Source organism: Streptomyces sp. NPDC051738 (genome assembly GCF_044453205.1).
Classification (GTDB): domain Bacteria; phylum Actinomycetota; class Actinomycetes; order Streptomycetales; family Streptomycetaceae; genus Streptomyces.
In genome coordinates, this window is record NZ_JBITCM010000007.1 from 126473 (window position 1) to 149450 (window position 22978).

Here is a 22978-nt window from a genome sequence, read left to right on the forward strand (position 1 = left end):
ACATGGCCAAGCTCGAACTCCTCCCCGCCGTCGACGTCCGTGACGGCCAGGCCGTCCGCCTCGTGCACGGCGAGTCCGGCACCGAGACGTCCTACGGCTCCCCGCTGGAGGCCGCCCTGGCGTGGCAGCGCTCCGGCGCCGAGTGGCTGCACCTGGTCGACCTCGACGCGGCCTTCGGCACCGGCGACAACCGTGAGCTGATCGCCGAGGTCGCGAAGGCGATGGACATCAAGGTCGAGCTGTCCGGCGGCATCCGCGACGACGCCTCGCTGGCCGCCGCGCTCGCCACCGGCTGCACGCGCGTGAACCTCGGTACGGCCGCCCTGGAGACCCCCGAGTGGGTCGCCAAGGTCATCGCCGAGCACGGCGACAAGATCGCGGTGGGCCTGGACGTACGCGGCACGACCCTGCGCGGCCGCGGCTGGACCCGCGACGGCGGCGACCTCTACGAGACGCTGGAGCGCCTCAACAGCGAGGGCTGCGCGCGCTACGTCGTCACCGACATCGCCAAGGACGGCACGCTCCAGGGCCCGAACCTGGAACTGCTGAAGAACGTCTGCGCCGCGACGGACCGCCCGGTCGTGGCCTCCGGCGGCGTGTCGTCGCTGGACGACCTGCGCGCCATCGCCGAGCTGGTGCCCCTCGGTGTCGAGGGCTCCATCGTCGGGAAGGCCCTGTACGCGAAGGCGTTCACCCTGGAAGAGGCCCTGGAGGCGGTAGCCGAGTGAGCGACGTACGACGCGTCACGACGGGCGCTCCCTGGGAGGACGCCTTCGGCTACTCCCGGGCGGTCGAACTGCCGAACGGCCTCGTGCTGGTCTCCGGCTGCACGTCCATAGTGGACGGTCAGATCGCCGGCGGCGGTCCGCACGAGCAGACGGTCAACGCCTTCAACGTCGCGTTCGCGGCGTTGGAGCAGCTGGGCCTCGGCCGCGACGATGTCGTACGTACGCGCATGTACATCACTCACGCCCGGGACGTGGACGAGGTCGGACGCGCTCACAAGGAGCTGTTCGACTCCGTCCGGCCCGCCACATCCATGATCATCGTCTCCGGCTTCGTGGACCCCAGCCTGGTCGTCGAGGTCGAGGTGGAGGCGTACCGAGAGGCACCCGAGTCATGACCCTGGCCGTACGAGTCATCCCCTGCCTGGACGTGGACAACGGCCGGGTCGTCAAGGGCGTCAACTTCCAGAACCTGCGCGACGCGGGCGACCCCGTCGAGATGGCCAAGGTGTACGACGCCGAGGGCGCCGACGAGCTGACGTTCCTGGACATCACCGCCTCGTCGGGCAACCGCGAGACGACGTACGACGTGGTGCGCCGCACCGCCGAGCAGGTGTTCATCCCGCTGACGGTCGGCGGCGGCGTCCGCACGGCCGAGGACGTGGACAAGCTGCTGCGCGCGGGCGCGGACAAGGTGGGCGTCAACACCGCCGCCATCGCCCGCCCCGACCTGATCCGCGAGATCGCCGAGCGGTTCGGGCGGCAGGTGCTGGTGCTGTCGGTGGACGCGCGGCGCACGGAGGGCGGGTCCTTCGAGGTGACCACGCACGGCGGTCGCAAGGGCACCGGCATCGACGCCGTCGAGTGGGCGCACCGCGCCGCCGAGCTGGGCGCGGGCGAGATCCTGCTCAACTCGATGGACGCGGACGGCACGAAGGACGGCTACGACCTGGAGATGATCCGGGCCGTACGCAAGCACGTGACGGTTCCGGTGATCGCGTCCGGCGGCGCCGGCAAGCTCGCCGACTTCCCGCCGGCCGTGGAGGCGGGGGCGGACGCGGTGCTCGCCGCGTCGGTGTTCCACTTCGGGGATCTGCGGATCGGTGAGGTGAAGGACGCGTTGCGGGGGGCCGGACACCCCGTCAGGTGACGCCGATCTGAGCCCCGGTCACCAAGTGGCCGGGGCTTTCTCATGAGCAGATGCGAAAGGAAAGTTGCGCAAAATCAATTGTGCAATTTTTCTTTCGCATCTACGGTGAGGGCATGACAGGCAAGGAAAGAGACCGCCGGATCACGGACCTGGGCACCCTCAAGGCGCTCGCCCATCCGCTGCGCATGAACCTTCTCCGCGGGCTGACGATCGCCCGGGTCGCCACCGCATCACAGCTCGCCGAGCAGGTCGACGAGGCGGTCTCCCTGGTCAGCTACCACCTGCGCAAGCTCGCCGAGCACGGGCTCATCGAGGAGGCCGAGCCGCAGAGTGCCGACGGCCGTGAGCGCTGGTGGCAGCCCGCCTCGGACGGTGTGCGCATCCGCGAGGAGGACTTTCGCGACGCCCCCGAGAAGGCGGCCGCGCACACGGCGGCGAGCCGGCTCTTCGCCGAGCAGCGCACCGGGATGTACCGGCGCTGGCTCGACGAGCGCGCCCACTGGGGCCCCGAGTGGAACCGGGCCGCCGAGTCCTCCGAGTCCCACCTGCGCCTCACCGCGGACGAACTCACCGAGCTGAACAAGGAGTTGCTGACCCTCCTGCGCCGGTACGACGCGCAGGGACAGGCCGCTGAGGCCGCCGGTGACATCGAGGGCCGCGAGAGCGTCGCGGTGCACACGTACGCCTTCCCGTTCCGGACCTGAGAGGACCGACGTGCCGTCGACGCAGACCGGCTCCGCGAACACCGCCGTGGCGGAGTGCCCCGCCCACCGTGACCCCAACGTGCTGCGCTGGCTCGGGGCCTACGCCTCGTCGGCCGTGGGCGACAACGTGTACTACCTCGCCCTGTCCTGGGCCGCCGTCCAGGCCGGAACGCCCGCTCAGGCGGGTCTGGTGACCGCGCTCAGCGCGTTACCGCGGGCCCTGCTGATGTTGGGCGGGGGAGTCATCGCCGACCGCTTCGGCCCGCGCAGGGTGCTGATCAGCAGCGACGCGGTGCGGTGCGCGGCTGTCCTGGCGGTCGCCGCACTGCTGCTCGTGGGCAGCCCGGCCCTGTGGCCGCTGGCCGCGCTGGCACTGCTCTTCGGGGCCGTCGACGCCGTCATGATGCCCGCCCTGGGCGCGTTGCCGACCCGGATCACCGGCCGCGGACAGCTCGCCCGGGTGCACGGCATGCGCGGACTCGCCGTCCGGCTGGCCAACGTCGTCGGCGCCCCGCTCGGCGGCCTCGGCGTGGCCCTCGGGGGCACCGCGGCGGCGTTCGGTCTGGCCGGGCTGCTGTTCGCGGCCTCCCTGCCGCTCCTGATCGCCCTACGGGTGGGAAAGCAGCCCGCGGACGACACACGCGCGCGTGGCAGCGCCTGGAGCGACCTGACCGGCGGCCTGCGCTACCTACGCGGCCACCGCGTCCTGCTGCCGCTGATCGTCGTCATCGCGCTCAGCGACCTCGGCTTCGTCGGCCCCCTCAACGTGGGCCTGGCCCTGCTCGCCGAGGAGCGCGGCTGGGGCGCCGGTGGCATCGGATGGGTACTCGCCGGGTTCGGTACGGGCGCGGGGGCGGCCTCGCTGCTGCTCACCGCCCGTGGGCGCGTCCCGCGCGCGGGGCTCGTGCTGTCCGTGTCCGGGGTGTCCGGCGCCGTCGCGATCGGCGCCCTGGCCTTCATGCCGCACCTCGCGGTCGCCGTCGCCGTTGCCCTGTCCATCGGGCTCATCGCGGGGCTGAACGGCGTCCTGTGCGGGGCACTGCTGCAGGCCGAGTCCGACCGGGCCTACGTCGGCCGGGTCACGTCCGTGTCGACCTTCTTCAGCCTCGGCGTCGCCCCGCTCACCTTCCCGCTGACCGGTGCCGCGATCGGCCTGTGGGGCACGGGCCCGGTCTTCGTCGCCAGCGCGGCCGTCTGCGGGCTCGCCGGAGTGGTCGGCCTGTGTACGCGGGACCTGCGCAGGGCCGAACTGCCCCGCTGAGCCCCAAGCTGCCGGCCGATCCTCAGATCCCGAGCTGCTTCCCCTCGTGCAGCCTGGCGATCGCGTCCTTCTCGCCGTCCAGCTCGACCTTGGCGGCGCTCTGCCGGCCGTAGGCGAACAGCAGCAGTTCCGACGGCTCGCCGGTCACCGTGACGACCGGCGTGCCCCGGTGGGCGACCGCCGTCTGGCCGTCGGGGCGGCGCAGCACCAGGCCCGTCGGGGCGCTGCGGCCCACCAGACGCGCGGAGCGCTCCAGACGGGACCACAGGGCGTCCTGGAAGACCCGGTCGAGTTCGCGCGGCGTCCAGTCCGGCTGGGCACGGCGGACGTCCTCCGTGTGGACGTAGAACTCGATCGTGTTGGACGCCTCGTCGATCTGCTTGAGCTGGAAGGGCGAGAAGCGCGGCGGGCCGGTGCGGATGAGCTGGATCAGCTCCTCGTACGGCTTCGCCGCGAACTCTTCCATCGCCTTGTCCAGACGCTGCGCGAGCGGCTTGATCAGCAGGCCGGCGGCGGCGTCGGGGCGGCGCTCGCGCACCACCACGTGCGCGGCGAGATCACGGGTCTGCCAGCCCTCGCAGAGGGTCGGGGCCTCAGGGCCCTCGGCCTCCAAGAGGTCGGCGAGGAGAAGTCGTTCACGCTGGGCGAAGGTCGACATGCAGTCAGCCTACGACCAGCCTCAGGGTCCGCCCAGTGGACACCGAACCGTCACTGTCAGTGGCAGGCGGCACAATGGCATGCATGACCACCAGTACGCCCCGTCAGCCCAGCCGGCTGGACCCCGAGGTCGCCGCGCGCCTCAAGCGCAGCGCGGACGGACTCCTGCCCGCCATCGCCCAGCAGTACGACACCGGAGAGGTGCTGATGCTCGGCTGGATGGACGACGAGGCGCTGCATCGCACGCTCACCACCGGCCGCTGCACCTACTGGTCGCGCAGCCGCCGGGAGTACTGGGTCAAGGGCGACACCTCCGGCCACTTCCAGTGGGTCAAGTCCGTCGCCCTCGACTGCGACGCCGACACCCTGCTCGTCAGGGTCGACCAGGTCGGCGCGGCCTGCCACACGGGCGCGCGCACCTGCTTCGACGCGGATGTGCTGCTCAAGGACGGTGACGGCCGCGGCGCCGACACCGATTCCGGCGCACCGGCCTCGGATCAGTAAGGTCAGCCGCCATGGACCTAGAGACGTTCCGCAAGCTGGCCACCGACCGCCGCGTCATTCCGGTCACCCGCAAGCTCCTCGCCGACGGCGACACCCCGGTCGCCCTCTACCGCAAGCTCGCCGCCGAGCGCCCCGGCACGTTCCTGCTGGAATCCGCGGAGAACGGCAGGTCCTGGTCCCGCTACTCGTTCGTGGGCGTGCGCTCCGCGGCCACCCTCACCGAGCGCGACGGACAGGCCCACTGGCTCGGCACCCCGCCCGTCGGCGTCCCCGTCGAGGGCGACCCGCTCGCCGCCCTGCGCGCCACCATCGAGGCCCTGCACACCCCCCGTGACCTTGCCCACGACCTCGGCCTGCCGCCCTTCACCGGCGGCATGGTCGGCTACCTCGGCTACGACATCGTGCGCCGCCTGGAGAAGATCGGCCCCGGCGAGCGGGACGACCTCCAGCTGCCCGAGCTGACCATGCTGCTCACCAGTGACCTCGCCGTCATGGACCACTGGGAGGGCTCGGTCCTGCTGATCGCCAACGCGATCAACCACAACGACCTCGACACGGGCGTCGACGAGTCCTACGCCGACGCGGTCGCCCGCCTGGACGCCATGGAGGCCGACCTCTCGCGCCCGGTCGCCCAGCCCCCGGCCGTGCTGCCGCCCTCGGAGCTCCCGGAGTACACCGCCCTGTGGGGCGGCGAGGACTTCCAGGAGGCCGTCGAGGACATCAAGGAGCGCATCCGGGCCGGCGAGGCCTTCCAGGTCGTCCCCTCCCAGCGCTTCGAAACGCCGTGCACGGCAAGCGCGTTGGACGTCTACCGGGTGCTGCGGGCGACGAACCCGTCGCCGTACATGTACCTGTTCCGCTTCGACGGCTTCGACGTCGTCGGCTCGTCGCCCGAGGCCCTGGTGAAGGTCGAGGACGGGCAGGCGATGGTCCACCCCATCGCCGGCACGCGGTGGCGCGGGGCGACCCCGCAGGAGGACCAGGCCCTCGCCGACGAACTGCTCGCCGACCCGAAGGAACGCGCCGAGCACCTCATGCTGGTCGACCTCGGCCGCAACGACCTGGGGCGGGTCTGCGAGCCGGGCTCCGTCGAGGTCGTCGACTTCATGTCCATCGAGCGGTACTCGCACGTGATGCACATCGTCTCGACGGTGACCGGACGGGTCGCACAGGGCCGCACGGCCTTCGACGTCCTGACGGCCTGCTTCCCGGCCGGCACGCTCTCCGGCGCCCCCAAGCCCCGCGCGATGCAGATCATCGACGAACTGGAGCCGTCCAGGCGGGGGTTGTACGGCGGCTGCGTCGGCTACCTCGACTTCGCGGGCGACTCCGACACGGCCATCGCGATCCGTACGGCCCTGCTGCGGGACGGAACGGCGTACGTCCAGGCCGGCGCTGGCATCGTCGCCGACTCGGACCCCGTCGCCGAGGACACCGAGTGCCGGAACAAGGCGGCGGCGGTACTGCGCGCGGTGCACACGGCGAACCGGCTCGGCTGACCGCCGGGGGACCGGCCGAAGTGGCCCGGGCTGAACCCGGGTGGCCCTCTCACCGGAACCCCGGGTGACTGTTCGCTCGGGGTTCGGGTGATAGTGGAGTACGTGACTGCTGTTCCTCACCCCCGTTCCGAAGCCCCCGGTTCCGCCCGGGCCGGCCGTATGAGCCTCGCCGTCGCCCTGCTGTGCGGGGCGCTCGGCGCGGCCGTCGCGCTGCTGTCGACCCGGCAGCGCTGGTCGGAGGGCACCGTGACGGTGGCCGGCGGCCCGTTCCCCCTGATCGCCAAGGGCAGCGACGTCACGGGCGTCCCCGCGGCCCTGGCGATAGTGGGGCTCGCCGCGCTCGTCGCCGTCTTCGCCGTCCGCCGGGCCGGCCGCTTCATGGTCGCCGCCCTGCTGGCGCTCTCCGGCGCCGGTACCGTCGCGGCGGCCCTGCTCGGCGCCTCCGACAGCTCCGCGCTCGACGAGAAGGCCGCGCAGGCGTCCGGCGACACCTCGGCCACCGTCCAGGCCCTCACCCACACCGCCTGGCCGTACGTCGCGGCCGTCGGCGGCGTCCTGATCCTGCTCGCCGGACTCCTGGCCCTGCGCTACGGCCGCCTGTGGCCCGGCATGTCCGGCCGCTACGAGCGCGGCGGCGTACCCCGTCAGCGCCGCAAGGCCCCGGCCGCCGACCCCGACCGGCCCGAGGAACTCTGGAAGGCCCTGGACCGGGGCGAGGATCCGACCGGGACATAGCCCGGGCCGCCGCGTCGTGACCCCGAGATCACCGCACGCGCACGCGTGCGGGACAATGACGGCGAGCGACCGGCTCACCCACGTACAACACGTACACAGCAACGAGGAGCAAGCAATGGCGGGCAGCAGCCACGGTCACACCCCGGCCGCCTGGACCGGTGTCACGATCGCCTTCATCGGTTTCTGCGTCTCGGGCGCCTTCATGGTGTTGGCCCAGCCCGCGGGCTTCTGGGCCGGCCTGGCCGTCGTGGTCCTCGGCGGCGTCGTCGGCTGGATCATGAGCTCGATGGGCATGGGCCAGCCCAAGGACGCTCACAAGGCGCTGCTCATGTCGCACGAGGCCGAGACGGCGAGCGTCAAGAGCTGAGACCCGTACGACTTCGCTGAGGGGCGACCCGGCGCCGATGGGTGCCAGGGGACGCCCCTCACGCGTGTGCGGGGGGCACAATGCATGAGGTGAACGCCGACAACCCCCAAAGCCCGACGGTGACCCGGTCCGGCGCCGACACGGTGGTGCGCCGACTGGCCGTACCGGCGGGGGTGCTCGCGGCCGTCGTCGGCGCCTTCGCGTACGTCGGGGCCGTGGACCCGAACGAACCCGGCCACTACCCCGCCTGCCCACTCCTCCAGGTCACCGGCTTGTACTGCCCCGGCTGCGGCGGACTGCGCAGCGCGCACGCCGTCGTCCACGGGGACTTCGCGGCGGCGCTCCAGGATAACGCGCTCGCGGTCGTCGGCTATGCGCTCTTCGCCGTGGTGTGGACCGTCTGGGTGGTCCGTGCGGCGCGCGGGCGACCGCTGGGGCTCGATCTCTCGCCGGTGCGGCTGTGGGCGGTGGGGGCATTGCTGCTGGTCTTCACCGTTGTCCGGAACCTGCCGTTCGGTGGCTGGCTGCATCCTTGATCAACTTAGGAAGGTCCAGGTAGTGGGACCGGCGTCAACCGGATGTGAGGCCTACGCCCTCCTGCGGATACCATCGCAGTGACCATAGGTTTTCGTACCGCTTTCATAACCGACCGTCTGAAAGGGGGCCGCTCGCGTGAGTGTGCTCGACGAGATCATCGACGGAGTCCGTGCCGACCTCGCGGAGCGGCAGGCGCGCGTCAGCCTCGACGAGCTCAAGGAGCGCGCGGCGAAGGCTCCGGCCGCCAAGGACGGGGTCGCGGCGCTCAAGGGCGACGGCGTCAAGGTCATCTGCGAGGTCAAGCGCTCCAGCCCCTCCAAGGGCGCGCTGGCCGCGATCGCCGACCCGGCCGGGCTCGCCGCGGACTACGAGGCGGGCGGCGCGGCCGTCATCTCCGTCCTCACCGAACAGCGCCGCTTCGGCGGCTCGCTTGCCGACCTGGAGGCGGTCCGCGCGCGCGTGGACATCCCGGTCCTGCGCAAGGACTTCATCGTCACGTCGTACCAGCTGTGGGAGGCCCGGGCATACGGCGCCGACCTCGCGCTGCTGATCGTCGCGGCCCTCGACCAGTCCGCGCTGGAGTCCCTGATCGAGCGCGCGGTGTCCATCGGCCTGACCCCCCTGGTCGAGGTACATGACGAGGACGAGGTCGAGCGCGCCGTGGACGCGGGTGCCAAGATCATCGGCGTCAACGCCCGCAACCTCAAGACCCTTGAGGTCGACCGCGGCACCTTCGAGCGCGTCGCCCCCGAGATCCCCGACCACATCGTCAAGATCGCCGAATCCGGCGTCCGCGGCCCCCACGACCTCATCGCCTACGCCAACGCCGGCGCCGACGCGGTCCTGGTCGGCGAGTCCCTGGTGACGGGGAAGGACCCGAAGGCAGCGGTCTCCGACCTGGTCGCGGCGGGCGAGCACCCCGCACTGCGACACGGCCGCAGCTGATCACCCGATAGAGTTGCCCCGATGACGCTCACGACGACGACCACGGACAGGTACGCCCGCCTCGCGCGCGGCTGCCGCCCCCGTGGCTGCCGCGCGCCCGCCCGCAGGGTGCACGGCCGTCGAGTGCGATACGTCATCGGTGACGAACCTGGGCAGGTAAACGGCCGTCGATGGCAGCGCGCCCCATAGGGGCGCGGGGAACTGCGCGACAAGCCACATCGGGCCCGCAGCCAACGGACAAACCCCGCCCCCACGGCGATTAGTGCTGTTCACACACCACTCACCGTGAGGTTCACTCATGCCCAGCGAGTTCTTCATCCCCGACCCCGACGGTCAAGTCCCCAGCGCCGAAGGCTACTTCGGCGCGTTCGGCGGCAAGTTCATCCCGGAGGCCCTCGTCGCCGCCGTGGACGAGGTAGCCGTCGAGTACGACAAGGCCAAGCACGACCCCGAGTTCGCCCGCGAGCTCGACGACCTGCTGGTCAACTACACCGGCCGCCCCAGCTCCCTCACCGAGGTGCCGAGGTTCGCCGAACACGCCGGTGGCGCACGGATCTTCCTGAAGCGGGAAGACCTCAACCACACCGGCTCCCACAAGATCAACAACGTCCTCGGCCAGGCCCTGCTCACCAGGCGCATGGGCAAGACCCGGGTGATCGCCGAGACCGGCGCCGGTCAGCACGGCGTGGCGACGGCGACGGCGTGCGCACTCTTCGGCCTCGAGTGCACGATCTACATGGGCGAGATCGACACCCAGCGCCAGGCCCTCAACGTGGCCCGTATGCGCATGCTCGGCGCCGAGGTCATCGCCGTGAAGTCGGGATCGCGCACCCTCAAGGACGCCATCAACGAGGCGTTCCGCGACTGGGTCGCCAACGTCGACCACACCCACTACCTCTTCGGTACGGTCGCCGGCCCGCACCCCTTCCCCGCCATGGTCCGCGACTTCCACCGCGTGATCGGTGTCGAGGCGCGCCGCCAGCTCCTGGAGCGCGCCGGACGCCTCCCCGACGCGGCCGTCGCCTGCGTCGGCGGCGGCTCCAACGCCATCGGCCTCTTCCACGCCTTCATCCCCGACACGGACGTACGCCTCATCGGCTGCGAGCCCGCCGGGCACGGTGTCGAGACGGGCGAGCACGCGGCGACCCTCACCGCCGGAGAGCCCGGCATCCTGCACGGCTCCCGCTCCTACGTCCTCCAGGACGAGGAGGGCCAGATCACCGAGCCGTACTCGATCTCGGCCGGTCTGGACTACCCGGGCATCGGCCCCGAGCACTCCTACCTCAAGGACAGCGGTCGCGGCGAGTACCGCGCGGTCACCGACGACGCGGCGATGCAGGCCCTGCGTCTGCTGTCCCGCACCGAGGGCATCATCCCGGCGATCGAGAGCGCGCACGCCCTCGCGGGCGCGCTGGAGGTCGGCAGGGAACTCGGCAAGGACGGGCTGATCGTCGTCAACCTGTCCGGGCGCGGCGACAAGGACATGGACACCGCCGCCCGCTACTTCGGGCTGTACGACACCGACGCCGAGGTGGCCGCCGACGCCAATGGCGGTGCCGCCGAGATCCAGGGGGACGCCAAGTGAGCGGGAACATCCAGCTGTTGACGGACACCCTGCACGCCGCCAAGGCCGAGGGACGCTCCGCACTCATCGCCTATCTCCCGGCCGGGTTCCCGACCGTGGACGGCGGCATCGAGGCGATCAAGGCCGTGCTCGACGGGGGCGCGGACATCGTGGAGGTGGGTCTGCCGCACAGCGACCCCGTCCTCGACGGCCCCGTCATCCAGACCGCCGACGACATCGCCCTCAAGGGCGGCGTCAAGATCGCCGACGTCATGCGCACGGTCCGCGAGGCCCACGAGGCCACCGGGAAGCCGGTCCTCGTCATGACGTACTGGAACCCCATCGACCGCTACGGCGTCGAGCGCTTCACCGCCGAGCTGGCGGAAGCGGGCGGCGCGGGCTGCATCCTGCCCGACCTGCCGGTCCAGGAGTCGGCGCTGTGGAGGGAGCACGCCGAGAAGCACGGGCTCGCGACGGTCTTCGTCGTGGCGCCCAGCAGCAAGGACGAGCGGCTCGCGCAGATCACCGCGGTCGGCAGTGGGTTCGTCTACGCCGCCTCGCTGATGGGCGTCACGGGCACACGCGAGTCCGTGGGCGCGCAGGCCCAGGATCTGGTCGAGCGCACCCGCGCCACCGGCACCGAACTCGCCGTCTGTGTCGGGCTCGGCGTCTCCAACGCCGTGCAGGCCGGCGAGGTCGCCGGGTTCGCCGACGGCGTGATCGTCGGCTCCGCCTTCGTGAAGCGGATGCTGGACGCGCCGGATCACGCGGCCGGTATCGAGGCCGTGCGCGAGCTCGCCGGTGAGCTGGCGAAGGGCGTGCGAGGACAGGCGTAGAGGGCCCCTCAGAAGTAGGAAGAAGGGCCTTCCGTACGAGTCGCTCGAACGGGTGGACCTGAGGCCGGGGAGGCGCGCTGCGCCTCCCCGGTTCGTTCTGCGGGTGTGAGCGAAAAGAATCGTGAGGGTAAGCGGACCGCCCGTGAGCGGCTGGCGGTCGAGCGCGAGAAGCAGAAGGCCGCCGACAAGCGGCGCCGTGCGCTGATCGTCGGCGCGAGCGTCGTCTGCGTGCTGGGACTCGCGGCGGTGGTCGGAGTCGTCGCGGCGAACGCCGGCAAGGACGACAGCAGTGACGCGGGACCGGTGGTGGGTCCCTCGGGCGCGCAGGGCAAGGACGGCCTCGCGATCCCGGTCGGCGAGGAGAACGCCAAGTCGACGCTCACGGTCTGGGAGGACTTCCGCTGCCCGGCCTGCAAGTCCTTCGAGGACGCTTACCGGTCGACGATCCACGAGCTGACGGACGCCGGGAAGCTCAAGGTCGAGTACCACCTGGCGACGATCATCGACGGCAACATGGGCGGCACCGGCTCCCGCAACGCCGCGAACGCGGCGGCCTGCGCCCAGGACGCCGGGAAGTTCGTGCCGTACCACGACGTGCTCTACCAGAACCAGCCGCCGGAGGTCGACGACGCCTTCGCCAAGAACAGCAAGCTCTTTGAACTCGCGGCCAAGGTCAAGGGCCTGGACACGCCCGCCTTCCGCAAGTGCGTCGAGGACGGCACCCACAACAGCTGGGTCGAGAAGTCCAACAACGCGTTCAAGGAAGGCGGTTTCAGCGGTACGCCGACGGTGCTGCTGAACGGCAAGAACATCTACCAGGACCAGACGATGACACCGGCCAAGTTGAAGCAGATGGTCGAGGAGGCCGCCAAGGGATGAGCCGACGCGGGCGGGTCCTGCTCGGGGCGCCGCCTGTTATGGACCCGTAGCCGGGCCGCCTGCCATCGGCGCCGCCCGGCAAGGTAGCGTCGACCCTGCCATGGAACTTGCCTACATTCCCAGCCCGTCGCGCGGGGTGATCCACCTCGGCCCCATTCCGCTGCGCGGCTACGCGTTCTGCATCATCATCGGTGTCTTCGTAGCCGTCTGGCTCGGCAACAAACGCTGGATCGCCCGGGGCGGGCGGACCGGCACGGTGGCCGACATCGCGGTCTGGGCCGTGCCGTTCGGCCTGGTCGGCGGCCGGCTCTACCACGTGATCACGGACTACCAGCTGTACTTCAGCGAGGGCCGTGACTGGGTGGACGCCTTCAAGATCTGGGAGGGCGGCCTCGGCATCTGGGGCGCCATCGCGCTCGGCGCGGTGGGTGCCTGGATCGGCTGCCGGCGCCGGGGCATCCCGCTGCCGGCCTACGCCGACGCCATCGCCCCCGGTATCGCCCTCGCGCAGGCGATCGGGCGCTGGGGCAACTGGTTCAACCAGGAGCTGTACGGACGGCCGACGGATCTTCCCTGGGCGCTGGAGATCACGTCCTCGACGGACGGCCGGGTACCGGGCACGTACCACCCGACGTTCCTGTACGAGTCGCTGTGGTGCATCGGCGTCGCACTGCTGGTGATCTGGGCCGACCGCCGCTTCAAGCTGGGTCACGGGCGGGCGTTCGCGCTGTACGTCGCCGCGTACTGTGTGGGGCGGTTCTGGATCGAGTACATGCGGGTGGACGACGCCCACCACATTCTCGGGCTGCGGCTGAACGACTGGACCGCGTTGATCGTGTTCCTGCTCGCGGTGACGTACATCGTGCTGTCGGCGAGGAAGCGGCCGGGCAGGGAAGCCGTGGTCGAGCCCGGCGCCGAGGATTCCGGTGACGGCAAGGCCTCTGACGCCTCCGGTGCCGATGCCGAGGACGACACGGACACCGGCGTGAAGGACGCGGAGACCGACGTGAAGGACGATGCCGGGGACGGCGTCGAGGAAGACATCAAGGACGAGGCCGGGTCGGCAACGAAGAAGACCTGAGACCTGGGTCTACGTGGATGAGGGCGCTCGGAGCTTTCCGGGCGCCCTCGCCGCGTTTCAGGGGCGGCGGGCCAGTGACAGGGTTCTCCGGGCCGCCGCCACCACCGCCGCGTCGATGAAGGTTCCGTCCTTCAGGGCCTGGGCGCCCTGTTCCGTCACCGCCGCCTTGATGATCGTTTCCGCGTGTTCGAGTTCCGCCTCGGTGGGGAGGTAGGCACGTTCGATCACGGGGAGTTGGCGGGGGTGGATGGCCGCGCGGCCCAGGAAGCCCAGGGTGCGGCCGTGGTCGCAGGACGCCGCCAGGCCCTCCAGGTCGCGGATGTCCGGGTGGATGGACTGGGCCGGCGGGGGCAGGCCCGCCGCTCGTGCGGCCACGATGACGCGGGAGCGGGGCCAGTCCAGGCCCGCGTCGCCCCGTACGCCCAGGTCGGCCCGTAGGTCCGCCTCGCCGAGCGAGATGCCGTGGAGGGAGGGGTGGGCGGAGGCGATCGCGTACGCGCGCTCGATGCCCAGGGCCGATTCCAGGAGGGCGTGCAGCGGGGGAGCGCCCGGGTCGGTGGGCGGGGTGGTCTGGGCGAGGTGGATGATCTGCTCGGCGGAGATCACCTTCGGGAGACGGAGGCCGGCCAGGCCGGGGAGGGCGGCCAGCGCCTGAAGGTCCTTCGCCGCCGGTGGGGTGCCCAGGGCGTTCACGCGGACGTGGACGGGTACGGGGTGCTCCGGATCGGAGAGCAGGTCGGCCGTGGCCGCCCGGGCGTAGTCCTTGCGGTCCGGGGCGACCGCGTCCTCCAGGTCGACGATGACGACGTCGGCGCCGGACGCCATCGCCTTGGCCACCACACGGGGGCGGTCGCCGGGGGCGTACAGCCAGGTCAGGGGGTGCGGGACGGTCCTTGCCGGGCTTGTCACAGGGCGCCCTCCGCACGCAGGGCCGCCAGCTCGGCGGGGGTCAGACCCAGGTCGGTGAGGATCTCGTCGGTGTCGGCGCCGTGCGGGCGGCCCGCCCAGCGGATCGCGCCGGGGGTGGCGGAGAGGCGGAAGAGGACGTTCTGCATGCGCAGGGGGCCGAGTTCGGGGTCGTCGACCGTCGTGATCGTGTCGAGGGCCGTGTACTGGGGGTCCGTCATCACGTCGCGTACGTCCTGGATCGGGGCCACCGCGGCCTCCGCCTTCTCGAAGGCCGCGAGGACGTCGGCGCGGGTGTGGCGGGCGATCCAGTCGCCGACCGCCCGGTCGAGGACGTCGGCGTGGCGGGCCCGGTCGGCGCCCGTCGCGAACCACGGCTCGTCGATCAGCTCGGGGCGTCCCACCAGGTGCATCACGCGCTCGGCGATCGACTGGGCCGAGGTGGAGACGGCGACCCAGGTGCCGTCCGCGGTGCGGTAGGTGTTGCGCGGGGCGTTGTTCGCGGAGCGGTTGCCCGTGCGTTCCTGGACGTAGCCGAGCTGGTCGAACCAGGTCGGCTGGGGGCCGAGCGCCAGCAGCATCGGTTCGATGAGGGCCATGTCGACGACCTGGCCCTCGCCGGTGCGCTCGCGCGCGGCCAGTGCGGTCAGCACCGCGTACGCGGTCGCGAGGCCCGCGATCGAGTCGGCGAGGCCGAACGGCGGGAGTGTCGGGGGCGCGTCCGGTTCGCCGGTGAGCGCGGCGAAGCCGCTCATCGCCTCGGCGAGGGTGCCGAAGCCGGGGCGGTGGGCGGAAGGGCCGAACTGGCCGAAGCCGGTGACGCGGGTCAGGATCAGGCGCGGGTTGGCGGCGCAGAGCTCCGGCCAGCCGAGGTCCCATTTCTCCAGGGTGCCCGGGCGGAAGTTCTCGATCACGACGTCGGCGGTCGCGGCCAGGCGTAGGAGGGTGGCGCGGCCACCCGGCTTGGAGAGGTTCAGGGTGATGGTGCGCTTGTTGCGGCCGAGGACCTTCCACCACAGACCCACGCCGTCCTTCGACGGACCGTGACCGCGGGAGGGATCCGGTTTGGCGGGGTGCTCGACCTTGACGACCTCCGCGCCGAAGTCGCCGAGCATCGTGGCGGCGAGGGGGCCGGCGAAGAGGGTGGCGAGGTCGAGGACGCGCAGGCCGGCCAAGGGGGCGGTGGTCGCGCGGGCGGTTGCCTCGGTCATGACGCGTACCGTGCCTCGATCTCGGGGCGGTACGGCATCGACACCGTGGCGCCCGCCCGCTGGACCGACAGCGCCGCCGCTGCCGCGGCCCACGCCAGCGCGTCCGGCATCGGGCGCCCCTCGCCGAGCGCCACCGCGAGGGCGCCGACGAACGTGTCCCCGGCGGCGGTGGTGTCGACCGCGGTGACCTTCGGGGCCGGAACCGGCACGGGATCGGCGCCGCGGGTGACGTACAGACTCCCGGCCGCGCCCAGGGTGACGACGACCTCGGGCACCCGGTCGAGCAGGGCGGTGGCGGCCTCGCGCGGGTCGGTGCGGCCGGTGAGGGTGGTGGCCTCGTGCTCGTTGGGGACCAACAGGTCGACGGCGGCGAGGAGTTCGGCCGGGAGCGGTCGGGCGGGGGACGGGGTGAGGATCGTACGGACGCCGTGGCGGCGGGCCGCCTGTGCGCCGGCGACGACCGCGGCCAGCGGGATCTCCAGTTGGAGCAGCAGCGTGTCGGCGGAGGCGATGACGCCCTCGTCGCCGGGGCTCAGGTGGTCGAGCGTGGCGTTCGCACCGGGGATCACGACGATCGCGTTGCCGCCCTCGTCGTCCACGACGATGTGCGCGGTGCCGGAGGGGCCCTCGGCCGTGCGCAGGTCGTCCGTGTCCACGCCGGAGTGTTCGAGGGTGGAGCGCAGGTGGGTGCCGTAGGCGTCGTTGCCGACGGCGCCGATCATCAGGACGTCGCCGCCCGCTCGGGCCGCCGCGATCGCCTGGTTGGCGCCCTTGCCGCCGGGGATCGTACGGAACTCCCGTCCCGTCACGGTCTCGCCGCGCTGCGGTGCCTTTTCGACATAGGTGACGAGGTCCATGTTCGTGCTGCCGAGCACGACGATGTCGGTCATGGGCGAGTGGCCTCCAAGTGGGTGCGTCCGGGCGGGAGTTCGTGCGGGAGGGCGTGGGTGAGTTCGTGCGTGAGCTGGGCCAGGGCGTCGAAGCCGGTGCCGTTGAAGTCCGCGATGGAGGTGGCGAGGCGGTTCTTGAGGGGGGCCGTCCAGCGGTCGGGGAGGGCGGAGGGGGTGCCGGTGAGGAGGGCGGCGATGCTGCCGGCGGTCGCGCCGTTGGAGTCCGTGTCCCAACCTCCCGACACGGCACGGCAGATGGAGCCGGTGAAGTCGCCGTTCGCGTGGGTGAGGGCGGCGGCGATGAGGGCGGTGTTCGGGATGGCGTGGACCCAGTGGTGAGTGTCCGCGTAGATGGCGTGGAGTGTGTCGACGACCGTGTCGAAGTCCTCGTGGGCTTCGGCCAGTTGGACGGCGTGGCGGATCGCCTGGGCCAGACGGCAGTTCGGGGGGATCACTGTCAGACCGGTGCGCAGGCAGGTGTGGATGTCGGCGGTGCCGGTCGCCGCCTGTGCGATGGCCGCCGCCGTGAACATCGCCGCGTAGACGCCGTTGGCGGTGTGGGTGAGGGTGGCGTCGCGGTGGGCCTGTTCGGCCGCGGCGGACGGATCGCCGGGGTTGGTCCAGCCGTGGACGTCGGCGCGGATGAGGGCGCCGATCCATTCGCGGAAGGGGTTGCGGTGGCGGGCCGTGTGCGGGGGCTCGATGCCGAGGAGGAGGTTGCGGTGGGCGATGCGCTCGGCGGTGAAGGTGCGGCCGGCCGGGAGTTCGTCGAGCCAGAGGCGGGCTACGTCCGTGGTGGTGAAGGCCTTGCCGTGGCGTTGGAGCAGGAGGAGCTTGAGGAGGGGGTAGTTGAGGTCGTCGTCCTCGGGCATGCCGTCGATGTTCTCGGCGAGGGAGGTCTTCGCCGAGCGGCGGTTCCAGGGGTATTCCGAGGTGAGTTCCGCGGGGACACCCCTGGCTGTGAAGTACGTGGTGAGGGGCCAGTTGCCGGTGGATCGAGCCAGTTGGCGGATGGCTTCGAGGGGGAGCTTTTCCACGGGCTTGCCGAGGAGACAGCCGACTGCTCGGCCCAGCCAGGCGGCTTCGAGGCAGGCCCGTGTGGGCGGCGGCGCAGAGGCGTCGGCATCGGACGGCCAGTTCGGGCACAGGGACCTGATCTTCTTCAGGTCCGTCGGCTCCTCGTCCTTCAACCTGCTGGGCAGGTCCGCCAGTTCATCCAGTAGGTCCTCGGCCAGCGTCCGCAGGTATCTCGACGTCGGCTCCGGTGACGCCCCTGCGCGCAACGGTGCTTCCAGGCCGCCGGCCGCCCTCCAACGTGCCGCGATCCTCGACGGCTCTCGGCCGTCCAGCGCCGCCTGGCGGAGTTCGTGGCCCAGGAGGTCCTCCGGCTGGACCCAGGTCAGTCGGAGCATCCTCGGCCCTCCAGTGCGGTGAACGCCTCCTCGTGGGAGCGGCGCAGTCGTACGTCGCGGGCGTGGATCTCTCTGGTGACCTCGGTCAGGGTGCGCGGTGGTTCCCAGAGGTCGAGGCGGCTGGCTTCCGCGACCGTCTTCGACCAGTCCTCCGGGGGCGGTGAGCCCAGGGCGCCGGCGAGGGCGCCGGCCATCGTCGCGATGGAGTCGCAGTCCCGGCCGTAGTTCACGGCGCCCAGCACCGCCTGGCGGTAGTCGCCGTTCGCGACCAGCAACATGCCCAGGGCGATGGGGAGTTCCTCGATCGCGTGCAGCCGGGAGGGGCGGCGGGCGCCGAGGGAGGGCTGTCGGTAGTCGGGGCCGACCGTGTCGTACGGGGTGATCGCCTTGCGGAGGGGGACCAGTGCCGACTCGAAGTCCGGGTGGGTGCTCGCCACTTCGCAGACCTTCTCGATCGCCGCCCTCGTGCCGTCCTTCGCCAGGGACAGGCAGGTCGAGACGATCGCGTCCGGTGTCGCCCCGGGGGTGCACGCCGCCGCCACCGCCGCCGCGAAGACGCCCGCCGCCTCGCGGCCGTACGACGACTGGTGGGCGCCCGCGAGGTCCAGCGCCTCGGCGTACGCGGCCCTCGGGTTGGCCGCGTTGACCAGGCCGACCGGGGCCATGTACATCGCCGCCCCGCAGTTGACGATGTTGCCCACGCCGGCCTCTCGCGGGTCGACGTGGCCGTAGTGGAGTCGGGCCACCAGCCATTTCTCCGCCAGGAAGACGCGGTGCAGGAGGAGGGCCTCCGACTCCAGCTCCGGGATCCAGCGCGGGTTCGTCATCAGGTCCGGGACCAGATGGTCGGCGATCGCGTACGCGTCGAGGTGGTCGCGGACCGTCGCGTAGACGCGGACCAGCGCGTGCGTCATCAAGGTGTCGTCGGTGACGTGCCCGTCGCCCTTGTGGTACGGCGCGATGGGGCGGGCCGTGCGCCAGGCGTCGCCGTTCCAGGGGCCGACGATGCCGTGGACCCGGCCACTGTGGCGTTCGAGGATCTGGTCGGGGGAGTAGCCCTCCACCGGGCCCCCGAGGGCGTCGCCGACCGCCGCGCCGACCAGGGCACCGGTGATCCGCTCGTCGAGACGCGGACCACTGGTCTCTCGCGCGCTACGGGTATCTCGCGAGCCACTGGTTTCTTCTGCTTTGGGCGTCATGCCCCGAATCATCCTCCTGGTCGGGCCGGTTGTGTGGCTTCCAGGAGTTCGGCGAGTTCCACCAGGTCGGTGCCGGTGAGGCGGGGGAGTACGCAGCCGGAGAGGGTGCGGCAGGTGTCGCGCCAGGACGCCGGGATCGACGTACCGCCGCCCAACGCGCCCGTCAGCGCGCCTGCCAGGGCAGGTGCCGAGTCGGCGACGCGGGAGAGGCACGCGGCCGCGGGGACCGCTTCGGCGATACGGCCGCCTGCCGCGACCGTGAGGGCGAGGGCCACCGGGACCGTTTCGGCCGCGGCGATGCCGTAGCTGTAGACGTGGTCGACGATTTGGTGTTCGAGGAGGGGGATGAGGGCGAAGGCGCTGTCGGCGGCCCGGGCGAGCTGCAGGGCGTGGCGGGCGTTGCGGCCGATCTCCGTCTCCTCCGGGAGTTCGGCGAGGGCGGCTGTCACGCAGGTCTCGGTGTTCGCACCGGTCAGGGCCAGGGCGAGGGCCGCCGCCATCGCTCGGGCGCCGTGTACGCCGTCGCCGTCCTGGGTGTAGCGGGCGTCGAACTCGGCGAGGTCGGCGGCGCGGTGGGGGTCGCCGGGGTGGGCCACGGCCAGGACGCAGGCCCGTACGCAGGCGGCGTCGTCGAAGTAGTGCGGGTTGTCGTGGCCGGTGGCGGGTGGGCGTAGGCCGGTGGCGAGGTTGCCGAGGCCGGCGCGGACGGAGATGCGGGCGCGTAGGGGGAGGATGGCCGACTCGACTTCTGGGGCGCGGTCGGCTGCGGCGGCGACCTCGCTGGCCACGGCGTTCCAGGTGAGGTCGATGGCGGCTCGGGTGCGGCGTTCTCGGCTGAGGTCGCCGAGGGCGGTGTCGTCGCCGGCGCGGAGGACTGCCTCCGCGGCGAAGGCCGCCCATTCCGCGTCGTCGGAGGGGCCGAGGCGGAGGGGTTCGGGGGGTTGGTTGAGGGCGATGGGGACGGGGAGGGTGGTGGTCGCGTTGTGTTCGGCGAAGGTGTCGAGTTCGCGGGTGAGGCGGCGGGTCCATTCGGGCATGCGGGCGGCTCGGTGGCGGGCGGCGGGCCATCCGGCGGCGTCGCCTGCGGCTAGGCCCAGCAGTAGGCCGAGGATGCGGGGGCCGGTTTGAGGGTGCGCCGCCGTGTCGGCCTCGGCTTCGCCTTCGGCCGAGTGTTTCCCACCCGCACCGCCCGTGCGACTTTCGTCGTCGGGTGCGGGTGGCCCCGGTGGGGGGTGCTCGCCGTCGGCGGCTGCGGGGTTGTTCGGGGGTGTCCGGGGGGCGGGGGCTTCTGAGGTTGTCCGGGGCGCGAAGCCTTCCGGGGGTGTCCTGGCCACGAGGTCTCCCGGGGGCGTCCCGGCCGCAAGGTCCTCCGACGCCGTCCCGGCCGCAAGATCCTCCGAGGCCGTCCCGGCCACAACGTCCTCCGACGCCGTCCCGGCCACGACGTCCGCAGTCGTCCCCGCCCCGCGCTCCGCCCCGACCGGGTCGTCCGTCGGGTGGGTCCCGTCGTCCCAGGGGCTGGGCGGTGTCACGGTCGGGCCTCCGGCTCGTCGGCGTCCGTGAGCAGGGTGAGGGAGTGGAGTGCGGGAGCCTCCTGCCTCACCCGTGCCTCGCTTGGCTGTGCCTCCCCCGCCGGTACCTCACTCGGCGCGCCTCCCCCCGCCCCCCACTTCCCGCCCTCCCCGGGCGTCAGCAGTTCCGCCACATCCAGGACGTGGTGCCCGGCCATCGACGGCAGGCAGCTTCCCCGAGCCGGGCCGATCGCCGCCGCCCACTCCGTCGGGATCGCCGATTCCCCCTGTGTCGCGCCCGCCAGTGCCCCCGCCACCGCCGCCGTCGTGTCCGCGTCGCGGCCCATGTTCACCGCCGTCAGCACCGCCTGGACGAAGTCGCCGTCCGCCGCCGCGTACGCCCCGAAGGCCAGCGCGACGGCCTCGGGGGCCAGGTCGGTCCAGGGGTAGCCGCCGATGACGACCGCGGAGCGGACCGCGCGTTCGCCTCGGTGGGCCACCGCGACGGCACGGCGCAGGGAGCGGGCCGTCCAGGAGTCGTCCGGGACCACCGCCAGGGCCGAAGCGACCACCGCGATCGTCGGCGCGCCCGCCATCGCCGCCGCAACGCCCGCCGCCACCGCCTGGCCGCCGTAGATGCCCTCGCCGTCATGGCTGACCGAACCGTCGATCGCCACCAGACGGGCCGCCTCCGCCGGGCGGCCAGCCGCGAAGACGCCGAAGGGAGCCGCCCGCATGGCGAGGCCGTCGCTCCAGGCGTGGCGGTGCTGGGCGGAGATGGGGGCGGCCAGGCCCCGGCGGAGGTTCTCCAGCGTGCCGCGTTCGCTGAAGCCCGCGCCTCGAAAGGGGCCCTCCGCCCGGTCCGCGATCCACTCGTGCCAGGCCGTCTCGACATGGGCCGGGGTGAGGGCCGAGCCGTGGCGGGCGAGGAGGAGGCCCGAGAAGATCGCGTACTCGGTGTCGTCCGTGCCGGAGGGGTTGTCGGTGACGAAGCCCGTGACGCGGCCCCAGCGGGCGCGGATCTCCGAGGGCTTCATGTTCTCCGCCGGGGCGCCCAGCGCGTCGCCGACCGCCAGGCCGAGCAGGGCGCCGCGGGCCCGTTCGCGGAGTTCGGCGGCTTCCCCGGGCGCCGGAACCGAGGGGATGCAGGCGATCGATGCCATACGCGGCCTTCCTCCGGGGGCTCCGCCCAGGGCGCGGAGCCCTTTGCGGATATGTCCCACCGTCGGCGGTTGACCCGAGCCTCGGAAGCCCCAGTGTCACCCGGTCGACATTTGTGCGGCCCTATACGCGAATGAGCGTTCCGGAGGGAAACCGCAGGTTAGACCAGCCTTTCCTTGCTGGTGGGGAGGGATTGCCGGGCGTAGATTTGGCCTTGTCGAAGAATAGAACCTGTCTAAAGACAGCCTTGCCTGAGTTTCTTGCCCGGTTGTCTTGCCTGAGCTTTTGGGGGACCCATGGCCATCATCGAGATCGAAGCACCGCTGCACGTGGCGCACCGTGACAACCACACGCACCGGGATGTGAATGGAGGGTGGCTGCGGCCCGCCGTGTTCGGGGCGATGGACGGGCTCGTCTCCAACCTCGCCCTGATGACCGGCGTCGCGGGCGGAGCGGTCAGTCATCAGACCGTCGTGCTGAGCGGGCTCGCCGGGCTTGCCGCCGGCGCCTTCTCCATGGCCGCCGGTGAGTACACCTCCGTCGCCTCGCAGCGCGAGCTCGTCGAGGCCGAGCTGGATGTCGAGCGGCGGGAGCTGAGAAAGCACCCGGAGGATGAGGAAGCCGAGCTCGCCGCTCTCTACGAGGTGCGGGGCGTCGAGCCGAAGCTCGCGCGGGCCGTGGCCGCCCAGCTCTCCCGTGATCCCGAGATGGCTCTGGAGATACACGCCCGGGAAGAGCTCGGCATCGACCCCGGTGATCTGCCGTCGCCGTCGGTCGCGGCCGTCTCGTCCTTCGGGTCGTTCGCGCTGGGCGCCCTGCTGCCCGTACTGCCGTATCTGCTCGGCGCCACCACGCTGTGGCCGGCCGTGCTCCTCGCGCTCTTCGGGCTGTTCCTGTGTGGTGCCGTTGTGGCCAAGGTGACGGCGCGCACCTGGTGGTTCAGCGGGCTGCGCCAGCTCGCGCTGGGCGGGGCCGCTGCCGGTGTGACGTACGCCCTGGGCAGCTTGTTCGGAATCGCCGTAGGATAGCTCGGCTCGAACTTATGCGTTGGGCCGCATAAGTAGCCGTTACTCGCTGGTTTCGGATGCATGACCACCGGGCATGAGCCGTAAGCGCTGAGGGCAATGACGCCTGGGGCGCACTCGCGGGGTGGGCGACGACGCCCTCCTCGCCGTCGGGCCCGCGGATTCCGATCTGATCGATCTTGTTCCGCCGGGTCCCCACATATCTTTCGCCGCCCTGTG

General features: G+C 71.9%; 25 protein-coding genes. 17 read left to right on the forward strand and 8 right to left on the reverse strand.

Annotated elements, in window-relative coordinates; translation table 11 throughout:
- Positions 1 to 2 precede the first annotated feature (2 nt).
- The 5 genes from priA (at position 3) to ACIA8X_RS18265 (ending at position 3840) form a co-directional block, all read left to right on the forward strand.
- Complete coding sequence (gene priA, locus ACIA8X_RS18245) at positions 3 to 728, forward strand: bifunctional 1-(5-phosphoribosyl)-5-((5-phosphoribosylamino)methylideneamino)imidazole-4-carboxamide isomerase/phosphoribosylanthranilate isomerase PriA (RefSeq protein WP_274238257.1); 726 nt, start codon at positions 3 to 5, stop codon at positions 726 to 728.
- Positions 725 to 1123 carry a RidA family protein gene (locus ACIA8X_RS18250; RefSeq protein WP_393442528.1) on the forward strand — a complete coding sequence of 133 codons (399 nt, stop codon included), beginning with the start codon at positions 725 to 727 and terminating at the stop codon, positions 1121 to 1123. The genes priA and ACIA8X_RS18250 overlap by 4 nt, the downstream gene beginning before the upstream one ends.
- Complete coding sequence (gene hisF / locus ACIA8X_RS18255; protein ID WP_393442530.1) at positions 1120 to 1875, forward strand: imidazole glycerol phosphate synthase subunit HisF; 756 nt, start codon at positions 1120 to 1122, stop codon at positions 1873 to 1875. Before ACIA8X_RS18250 ends, hisF begins: the two co-directional genes overlap by 4 nt.
- A 113-nt stretch (positions 1876 to 1988) precedes the next feature.
- Positions 1989 to 2579: an ArsR/SmtB family transcription factor gene (locus ACIA8X_RS18260; RefSeq protein WP_393442532.1), complete on the forward strand. Its 591-nt coding sequence runs from the start codon at positions 1989 to 1991 to the stop codon at positions 2577 to 2579.
- A 10-nt stretch (positions 2580 to 2589) separates the two neighbouring features.
- A complete protein-coding gene (locus ACIA8X_RS18265) occupies positions 2590 to 3840 on the forward strand; it encodes an MFS transporter (protein WP_399458670.1) in 1251 nt (416 codons plus the stop codon).
- A 22-nt stretch (positions 3841 to 3862) separates the two neighbouring features.
- On the opposite strand, the gene ACIA8X_RS18270 is transcribed toward ACIA8X_RS18265, so the two are convergent.
- A complete protein-coding gene (locus ACIA8X_RS18270) occupies positions 3863 to 4498 on the reverse strand; it encodes a TIGR03085 family metal-binding protein (RefSeq protein WP_393442536.1) in 636 nt (211 codons plus the stop codon).
- A gap of 83 nt (positions 4499 to 4581) precedes the next feature.
- On the opposite strand from ACIA8X_RS18270, the gene hisI reads away from it, so the two are divergent.
- From hisI to lgt, 11 genes are all read left to right on the forward strand, one after another.
- Positions 4582 to 5001: a phosphoribosyl-AMP cyclohydrolase gene (gene hisI, locus ACIA8X_RS18275; RefSeq protein WP_393442538.1), complete on the forward strand. Its 420-nt coding sequence runs from the start codon at positions 4582 to 4584 to the stop codon at positions 4999 to 5001.
- Positions 5002 to 5012: 11 nt separating this feature from the next.
- Positions 5013 to 6500 (forward strand): anthranilate synthase component I, encoded by a 1488-nt coding sequence (locus ACIA8X_RS18280; RefSeq protein WP_393442540.1) that lies wholly within the window; start codon positions 5013 to 5015, stop codon positions 6498 to 6500.
- A gap of 93 nt (positions 6501 to 6593) precedes the next feature.
- Positions 6594 to 7235, forward strand: coding sequence for a TIGR02234 family membrane protein (locus ACIA8X_RS18285; protein WP_393442542.1), 642 nt, complete (start codon positions 6594 to 6596; stop codon positions 7233 to 7235).
- A 115-nt stretch (positions 7236 to 7350) separates the two neighbouring features.
- Positions 7351 to 7602 (forward strand): HGxxPAAW family protein, encoded by a 252-nt coding sequence (locus ACIA8X_RS18290; RefSeq protein ID WP_393442544.1) that lies wholly within the window; start codon positions 7351 to 7353, stop codon positions 7600 to 7602.
- Positions 7603 to 7682: 80 nt separating this feature from the next.
- Positions 7683 to 8138 (forward strand): DUF2752 domain-containing protein, encoded by a 456-nt coding sequence (locus ACIA8X_RS18295; protein ID WP_393442546.1) that lies wholly within the window; start codon positions 7683 to 7685, stop codon positions 8136 to 8138.
- A gap of 136 nt (positions 8139 to 8274) precedes the next feature.
- Positions 8275 to 9084: an indole-3-glycerol phosphate synthase TrpC gene (gene trpC / locus ACIA8X_RS18300; protein WP_393442548.1), complete on the forward strand. Its 810-nt coding sequence runs from the start codon at positions 8275 to 8277 to the stop codon at positions 9082 to 9084.
- Between the two features lie 21 nt (positions 9085 to 9105).
- Positions 9106 to 9273 (forward strand): tryptophan biosynthesis modulator TrpM, encoded by a 168-nt coding sequence (gene trpM / locus ACIA8X_RS18305; RefSeq protein WP_351926813.1) that lies wholly within the window; start codon positions 9106 to 9108, stop codon positions 9271 to 9273.
- A gap of 109 nt (positions 9274 to 9382) precedes the next feature.
- On the forward strand, positions 9383 to 10669 hold the full coding sequence (trpB, locus tag ACIA8X_RS18310; RefSeq protein WP_393442550.1) for a tryptophan synthase subunit beta: 1287 nt from the start codon (positions 9383 to 9385) through the stop codon (positions 10667 to 10669).
- A complete protein-coding gene (gene trpA, locus ACIA8X_RS18315; RefSeq protein ID WP_393442552.1) occupies positions 10666 to 11484 on the forward strand; it encodes a tryptophan synthase subunit alpha in 819 nt (272 codons plus the stop codon). Before trpB ends, trpA begins: the two co-directional genes overlap by 4 nt.
- A gap of 105 nt (positions 11485 to 11589) precedes the next feature.
- Complete coding sequence (locus ACIA8X_RS18320) at positions 11590 to 12363, forward strand: DsbA family protein (protein WP_393442554.1); 774 nt, start codon at positions 11590 to 11592, stop codon at positions 12361 to 12363.
- Positions 12364 to 12463: 100 nt separating this feature from the next.
- Entirely contained in the window at positions 12464 to 13444 is a 981-nt protein-coding gene (lgt, locus tag ACIA8X_RS18325) for a prolipoprotein diacylglyceryl transferase (RefSeq protein ID WP_393442556.1), read from the forward strand.
- A gap of 57 nt (positions 13445 to 13501) precedes the next feature.
- Here lgt and ACIA8X_RS18330 read toward each other — a convergent pair whose 3' ends face one another.
- From ACIA8X_RS18330 to ACIA8X_RS18360, 7 genes are read right to left on the reverse strand one after another with little or no spacing between them, the layout of a single operon-like run.
- Positions 13502 to 14353, reverse strand: a complete 852-nt coding sequence (locus ACIA8X_RS18330) for an HpcH/HpaI aldolase/citrate lyase family protein (RefSeq protein WP_393442558.1) — start codon at positions 14351 to 14353, stop codon at positions 13502 to 13504.
- Complete coding sequence (locus tag ACIA8X_RS18335; RefSeq protein ID WP_393442560.1) at positions 14350 to 15561, reverse strand: CaiB/BaiF CoA transferase family protein; 1212 nt, start codon at positions 15559 to 15561, stop codon at positions 14350 to 14352. The genes ACIA8X_RS18330 and ACIA8X_RS18335 overlap by 4 nt, the downstream gene beginning before the upstream one ends.
- Positions 15558 to 16451: a ribokinase gene (gene rbsK, locus ACIA8X_RS18340; protein ID WP_393442562.1), complete on the reverse strand. Its 894-nt coding sequence runs from the start codon at positions 16449 to 16451 to the stop codon at positions 15558 to 15560. The genes ACIA8X_RS18335 and rbsK overlap by 4 nt, the downstream gene beginning before the upstream one ends.
- Positions 16448 to 17863 carry an ADP-ribosylglycohydrolase family protein gene (locus ACIA8X_RS18345; RefSeq protein WP_393442564.1) on the reverse strand — a complete coding sequence of 472 codons (1416 nt, stop codon included), beginning with the start codon at positions 17861 to 17863 and terminating at the stop codon, positions 16448 to 16450. The genes rbsK and ACIA8X_RS18345 overlap by 4 nt, the downstream gene beginning before the upstream one ends.
- Positions 17851 to 19062 carry an ADP-ribosylglycohydrolase family protein gene (locus tag ACIA8X_RS18350; protein WP_393442566.1) on the reverse strand — a complete coding sequence of 404 codons (1212 nt, stop codon included), beginning with the start codon at positions 19060 to 19062 and terminating at the stop codon, positions 17851 to 17853. The genes ACIA8X_RS18345 and ACIA8X_RS18350 overlap by 13 nt, the downstream gene beginning before the upstream one ends.
- Before the next feature lie 8 nt (positions 19063 to 19070).
- Positions 19071 to 20594 carry an ADP-ribosylglycohydrolase family protein gene (locus ACIA8X_RS18355; protein WP_393442568.1) on the reverse strand — a complete coding sequence of 508 codons (1524 nt, stop codon included), beginning with the start codon at positions 20592 to 20594 and terminating at the stop codon, positions 19071 to 19073.
- Positions 20591 to 21736 (reverse strand): ADP-ribosylglycohydrolase family protein, encoded by a 1146-nt coding sequence (locus ACIA8X_RS18360; protein ID WP_393442570.1) that lies wholly within the window; start codon positions 21734 to 21736, stop codon positions 20591 to 20593. Before ACIA8X_RS18360 ends, ACIA8X_RS18355 begins: the two co-directional genes overlap by 4 nt.
- A 294-nt stretch (positions 21737 to 22030) precedes the next feature.
- On the opposite strand from ACIA8X_RS18360, the gene ACIA8X_RS18365 reads away from it, so the two are divergent.
- On the forward strand, positions 22031 to 22762 hold the full coding sequence (locus ACIA8X_RS18365) for a VIT1/CCC1 transporter family protein (RefSeq protein ID WP_399458671.1): 732 nt from the start codon (positions 22031 to 22033) through the stop codon (positions 22760 to 22762).
- Positions 22763 to 22978 lie beyond the last annotated feature (216 nt).

Bases quoted from the DNA above. Each gene is read 5' to 3' on its own strand.
- ACIA8X_RS18365 (WP_399458671.1), top strand. From the start codon at position 22,031: ATGGCCATCATCGAGATCGAAGCACCGCTGCACGTGGCGCACCGTGAC.
- lgt (WP_393442556.1), top strand. From the start codon at position 12,464: ATGGAACTTGCCTACATTCCCAGCCCGTCGCGCGGGGTGATCCACCTC.
- ACIA8X_RS18345 (WP_393442564.1), bottom strand. From the start codon at position 17,863: ATGCTCCGACTGACCTGGGTCCAGCCGGAGGACCTCCTGGGCCACGAA.
- trpB (WP_393442550.1), top strand. From the start codon at position 9,383: ATGCCCAGCGAGTTCTTCATCCCCGACCCCGACGGTCAAGTCCCCAGC.
- ACIA8X_RS18290 (WP_393442544.1), top strand. From the start codon at position 7,351: ATGGCGGGCAGCAGCCACGGTCACACCCCGGCCGCCTGGACCGGTGTC.
- trpM (WP_351926813.1), top strand. From the start codon at position 9,106: ATGACGCTCACGACGACGACCACGGACAGGTACGCCCGCCTCGCGCGC.
- ACIA8X_RS18280 (WP_393442540.1), top strand. From the start codon at position 5,013: ATGGACCTAGAGACGTTCCGCAAGCTGGCCACCGACCGCCGCGTCATT.
- priA (WP_274238257.1), top strand. From the start codon at position 3: ATGGCCAAGCTCGAACTCCTCCCCGCCGTCGACGTCCGTGACGGCCAG.
- ACIA8X_RS18350 (WP_393442566.1), bottom strand. From the start codon at position 19,062: ATGACGCCCAAAGCAGAAGAAACCAGTGGCTCGCGAGATACCCGTAGC.
- ACIA8X_RS18295 (WP_393442546.1), top strand. From the start codon at position 7,683: ATGCATGAGGTGAACGCCGACAACCCCCAAAGCCCGACGGTGACCCGG.
- ACIA8X_RS18360 (WP_393442570.1), bottom strand. From the start codon at position 21,736: ATGGCATCGATCGCCTGCATCCCCTCGGTTCCGGCGCCCGGGGAAGCC.
- hisI (WP_393442538.1), top strand. From the start codon at position 4,582: ATGACCACCAGTACGCCCCGTCAGCCCAGCCGGCTGGACCCCGAGGTC.
- ACIA8X_RS18335 (WP_393442560.1), bottom strand. From the start codon at position 15,561: ATGACCGAGGCAACCGCCCGCGCGACCACCGCCCCCTTGGCCGGCCTG.
- hisF (WP_393442530.1), top strand. From the start codon at position 1,120: ATGACCCTGGCCGTACGAGTCATCCCCTGCCTGGACGTGGACAACGGC.
- ACIA8X_RS18260 (WP_393442532.1), top strand. From the start codon at position 1,989: ATGACAGGCAAGGAAAGAGACCGCCGGATCACGGACCTGGGCACCCTC.
- ACIA8X_RS18270 (WP_393442536.1), bottom strand. From the start codon at position 4,498: ATGTCGACCTTCGCCCAGCGTGAACGACTTCTCCTCGCCGACCTCTTG.
- rbsK (WP_393442562.1), bottom strand. From the start codon at position 16,451: ATGACCGACATCGTCGTGCTCGGCAGCACGAACATGGACCTCGTCACC.